The organism is Winogradskyella sp., assembly GCF_013042245.1.
Lineage (GTDB): Bacteria > Bacteroidota > Bacteroidia > Flavobacteriales > Flavobacteriaceae > Winogradskyella.
On the sequence record NZ_JABDQL010000028.1, the window covers coordinates 1 to 5,093 of the forward strand.

4 protein-coding genes are annotated in these 5,093 nt (G+C 32.7%); 1 reads left to right on the top strand and 3 read right to left on the bottom strand.

Annotated elements, in window-relative coordinates:
* Positions 1-121: 121 nt before the first annotated feature.
* The 3 genes from HKP48_RS02870 to metG form a co-directional block, all read right to left on the bottom strand.
* On the bottom strand, positions 122-661 hold the full coding sequence (locus HKP48_RS02870) for a hypothetical protein (protein ID WP_296342613.1): 540 nt from the start codon (positions 659-661) through the stop codon (positions 122-124).
* Between the two features lie 360 nt (positions 662-1,021).
* Complete coding sequence (locus tag HKP48_RS02875) at positions 1,022-1,366, bottom strand: hypothetical protein (RefSeq protein WP_296342615.1); 345 nt, start codon at positions 1,364-1,366, stop codon at positions 1,022-1,024.
* Positions 1,367-3,415 (bottom strand): methionine--tRNA ligase, encoded by a 2,049-nt coding sequence (gene metG, locus HKP48_RS02880; RefSeq protein ID WP_296342617.1) that lies wholly within the window; start codon positions 3,413-3,415, stop codon positions 1,367-1,369. It lies immediately after the preceding gene.
* A 184-nt stretch (positions 3,416-3,599) separates the two neighbouring features.
* Here metG and HKP48_RS02885 point away from each other — a divergent pair, with 184 nt between their 5' ends.
* Complete coding sequence (locus HKP48_RS02885; protein ID WP_296342619.1) at positions 3,600-4,514, top strand: LD-carboxypeptidase; 915 nt, start codon at positions 3,600-3,602, stop codon at positions 4,512-4,514.
* Positions 4,515-5,093: the final 579 nt, after the last annotated feature.

Here is a 5,093-nt window from a genome sequence, read left to right on the forward strand (position 1 = left end):
CTTTCTTTAACGTTTTTTGCTTTCTAAGAAGGTTGTTCAGTTCAACAACAGTTTCTTTAATGTTTAATACCGCCTTTTTTCCCATAGGTAAATATACGAAATATATACGGCAATACATAACTTAAATGGTATAATTAAAAAAAGTAGGATTAAATACAGGTGCATAACTACCTGCTCCAACACCAACGAAAGTGCCTCCAGTATTACCACCAAAACCTACGCCAAAACCAACTTTATTTGTTGGTACTATTTTGTAGCCACCAATTGTAATTTCATAAAGTCTATCTACTTTTAATACGGATAGACCTATATTACCAGAGCTTATTTTTCTTAAATATTTTGAAGATGCCTCTAGCTCTCTTCTATTTTGAAAAGGTAAAGCCGTACGCCCTTCTTGTATAATGGGACCATTTTTAAATAGTATTGAGTCTTCTTTAGTGAGGTAAAACTCTTTAATGAGTCGGTTATTTAAATCTTTTACCTGAAAGCTCATTTCTTTCTTTGAACTAGCCAATTGAAAAATTTTATCCTTATGAATAAAGGAATTGTATCTCTTATAGTCATCTATTTTTCCTTTAGGATAGTCATAGATTTTTTCGCTAATGTTATATGTTTTAAGGTCAAAAGTATAAGTCAAAGTACCATTTTCTTCGTCTTTCAAGGCCAATACCAATTCATTATTAAATTTATAAAGTTTGATTGGTGAAGCGGCTTGTTCAATAGATATAGGGACTCTATAGTCTATTTTGGTAATATTAGATTTTTCAATTTGGTTAGAGTAAAACTTCCAAAAGTCTGTATATCCTTGATAAATCCAAGTGTTTTTAGAAAGATTTTTTATATCAAAAGTTTTTAAGTTTTCAAGTGTATTGTTTTTTGATAGTGTTCTTAAAACTATAGACTCACCATTACTCGAAAGAAAAAGTAATTGACTATTGTGAACTATAGTTTCAATATATAATTCATCTCCGAGTTTAAATTCTAACTTTTTTGTAGTAGAGGCTTTAGTGTCAAAATCTACTTAAACTATAATAAAGTCTGAAAACCTCTGATTTGCATACAGAAGATTATAAGTTTTACCAGTAATCGAATAACCAAGCGGTTCTAAATATTTTCGCTTAGGAGCATCAAATGAAAAGCTTGAGACAGACTTAAAATCTGAATTAAACAGACGCGCATGAATTTGTTTTCTGTCTGTTATTAAAAATGCTAAATCACCAGAATTTTCATTTATAAGAGAGTAGGTTGTTTTTTTAGAACGTGTATTTTTAGTATCAATTTTGAAACTTAAAACCTCTGTTTGTCCAAACGAGCTTATCGATAATAAAGCAATACAAATCGTAGTAAGAAGGTGCTTTAATCTCATTTAACTAATCTTTAATCCGTTAGTAACAGTGTCTTCATCTGGATTTACAAAGACTAAATTGCCAACTTCATCTTCAGTCATTAAAATCATACCTTGACTTTCAACACCGCGTAGTTTTCTTGGTGCTAGGTTGACTAAAACAGTTACTTTTTTACCAATAACTTCTTCAGGTTTAAAACCTTCTGCAATACCAGAAACTATCGTTCTAGTGTCAATACCAGTGTCTACTTTTAAGACTAAAAGCTTTTTAGTTTTTGGCATCTTTTCAGCTTCGAGAATTGTACCAACACGTATGTCTAACTTTGTAAAATCATCAAAAGAAATTTCATCTTTCTGCGGTTCAAGAACTTTGTTAGCTACTTCGTTAGCTTTTTTACTAGCCTCCAATTTATCGAGTTGTAGCTGAATGATTTTGTCTTCAATCTTAGAAAACAATAACTCACCTTTTCCTATTTGATGACCTGAATGAATTAAGATGTTTTTGTTAGTAACATCCTCCCAAGAGGTCTTGTCAGCATTTAATATACCTTTTAATTTATCAGAAGTAAAAGGCAAAAATGGCTCACTTAAAACTGCTAAAGCCGAGGCTATCTGTAATGCCACAAACATTACCGTTTTTGTACGCGCTTCATCAGTTTTTATAGTTTTCCAGGGTTCTTCGTCTGCTAAATACTTATTTCCTAGACGTGCCAAATTCATTAATTCTTGGCTTGCCTCTCTAAATCGGTAGCGTTCAATGGAGCTAGAAATTACGGCAGGATATGCTTTTATGGTAGCCAAGGTTTTTTGGTCAACTAAAGTGAAATCGCTTGACTCAGGAATGATACCATCGTAATATTTATTTGTTAAAACTACAACGCGATTTATAAAATTTCCGAATATAGCAACTAACTCATTATTATTTCTTGCTTGAAAATCTTTCCACGTGAAATCATTGTCTTTAGTTTCAGGTGCATTTGCTGTTAGAACATAACGCAAAACATCTTGCTGATTTGGAAAATCTTGCAAATATTCAGGTAACCAAACTGCCCAATTCTTGGAGGTCGATAATTTTTTACCTTCTAAATTTAAAAACTCATTTGCCGGTACATTTTCTGGAAGAATGTAAGAACCTTCAGCCTTTAACATTGCTGGGAAAATAATACAATGGAACACAATATTATCTTTACCGATAAAGTGAACTAAAGTAGTGTTTTCATCTTTCCAATAGTCTTCCCAGTTTTTTCCTTCGCGTGCAGTCCATTCTTTTGTTGCTGAAATGTAGCCAATCGGCGCATCAAACCAAACATAAAGTACTTTGCCTTCGCCACCTTCAACAGGTACAGGAATTCCCCAGTCTAAATCTCTTGTTACTGCTCTAGGGCGTAAACCATCATCAATCCATGACTTTACTTGCCCATAAACATTAGGTTTCCAATCTTTTTTATGGCCTTCAAGAATCCAGTCTTTTAAAAATTGTTGGTGTTTATTTAAAGGTAAAAACCAATGTTTAGTTTCTTTTAAAGTTGGTACGTTTCCCGTTATTGCCGATTTTGGATTTATTAAATCCGTAGCATTTAAACTAGAACCACAACTTTCGCATTGATCACCATAGGCTTCTTCGTAGCCACATTTTGGGCAAGTACCTGTGACGAACCTATCTGCTAAAAATTGGTTGGCTTCGGCATCGTAAAGCTGTTCTGAAACCTCTTCAACAAATTCGTTTTTATTGTAAAGTGTCTTAAAAAAATCTGAAGCCGTGTCGTGATGAATTTTTGCTGAGGTACGTGAGTAATTATTAAACGTAATCCCAAAATCTTCAAAAGATTTTTTAATGATAGCATGGTATTTATCCACAATATCTTGTGGTTTAACACCTTCTTTCTTTGCCTTAATTGTTATTGGTACGCCATGCTCATCACTTCCGCAAATAAAAGCAACATCGTTTCCCTTTAAACGTAAATATCTTGCATAAATATCTGCAGGGACATAAACACCTGCCAAATGCCCAATGTGTATTGGTCCGTTTGTGTAAGGTAATGCTGCAGTAATGGTATAACGTTTAGACATGATACTTTTATATTTAAAGGCTACAAAAGTACACATTATAAAGGCGATTTAGAAAAAAAATGTACATTTACAAAAAGCACATTATATGATTTTGAAAGGTCGAATACTAATTCTGTTTTTAATACTATCTCTTAGTTTTAGTACAACGTCTTACGCTCAAAATTCTATAAATAAAACAACAAAAATGATTCAGCCAAAATTTTTAAAAGCTGGCGATACTGTTGCTATCGTTGCTCCATCTGGAATTTTAAAAAATAGAGAAGGTGAAGTCAATCAGGCTGTTGCTTTATTGAAAAGTTGGGGGTTAAATGCCATTGTTGGAAAGCATGTTTTTAGTAAAGACGACCATTTTGCAGGAACAGATGAACAACGATGCGAAGATTTTCAAAATGCTTTAGACGACCCAAAAATTTCTGCTATTTGGTGTGCTCGTGGTGGTTACGGTACTGTCAGAATTTTAGATAAATTAGATTATACTAAGTTTAAAAAAAATCCGAAGTGGTTAATTGGTTACTCTGATATTACAGCGTTGCATAATCAGTTTCATAATCAAGGATTTCAATCTTTACACGCCTTAATGTGTGTAAGTTTAACAAAAGATTTAAGTGAGATACAAGAAACTGTAAGTACGTTTAAATCTGCTTTATTCGGCAATCCTCAGAGTTACACTTTAGACGGCTCAAAATATAATAGAATTGGTGAAACTAAAGGAGAGTTAGTCGGTGGAAACCTTACTATTTTACATACCATGTTAGGTTCTAAAACCAGTATAGATACTTCCGGAAAAATTTTATTTATTGAAGAAATTGGCGAATACAAGTACCATATAGACCGTATGCTTCAAAGCCTAAAACGGGCAGGTTATTTTGAAAACCTAAAAGGCTTAGTCGTTGGTGACATGTCTAAAATGCGAAAGAACACTACACTTTGGGGAACTTCCATTGAGCAACTTGTTTTAGATGCCTTCTCAGAATATGATTTCCCAATAGCCTTTAACATGCCAGCAGGTCATGAGAAAGATAATCGGACTTTGATTTTAGGAAGTGAAATTAAGTTGAAAGTCACTAAAGAAAGGTCTTATGTGCTACTAAAAAAGTAGACTATTTTTGGCTATACTTATATGAATTAATAAAACATCTCTACGGTTTCTAATTAACCAAAACAAGTACTTATACCTATTTTAATAATCACGTAATTTAGCTCATACTAATTTGAATACACTCAACCACCTTTACTTTTGTAAAAAACTTAAAATAAGTATTTTATAAAAGTGAAGGTAAAAGAATCTATCTAATTAAATGTCCGTAATGAGTAATAATTAAAATTTCAAACTCATTCTGTCACATTGAGTACTTCGACTTTAGTTTATGCTGAGCACAGTCGAAGTACTCAGCATAAACTAAAGTCGAAACACCTTGTAAAGCAACACTTTATATTTCTCGGCTACACTTCAACTACGCTCTGTGACCACGCTCTGTGACCACGCTCGAAATGACAGAGAAATCATTATATTTTTCAATTTATGATTAAAAAAGGATAATCAATAAAACTAGGCTATATTCTATAATATGACTTAAATAAGTTGTATTTTATTAAAAACGAAAGTCATGATACCACAAAATTTCACAGAATACTTCAAAAGCCTCGAATTATTTGAGCGACAGGAAATAGTAAATGA

What these genes read in the sequence shown, in the direction of transcription:
- HKP48_RS02875 (WP_296342615.1), bottom strand. Translation starts at nt 1,366, where the DNA reads ATGAGATTAAAGCACCTTCTTACTACGATTTGTATTGCTTTATTATCG.
- metG (WP_296342617.1), bottom strand. Translation starts at nt 3,415, where the DNA reads ATGTCTAAACGTTATACCATTACTGCAGCATTACCTTACACAAACGGA.
- HKP48_RS02885 (WP_296342619.1), top strand. Translation starts at nt 3,600, where the DNA reads ATGATTCAGCCAAAATTTTTAAAAGCTGGCGATACTGTTGCTATCGTT.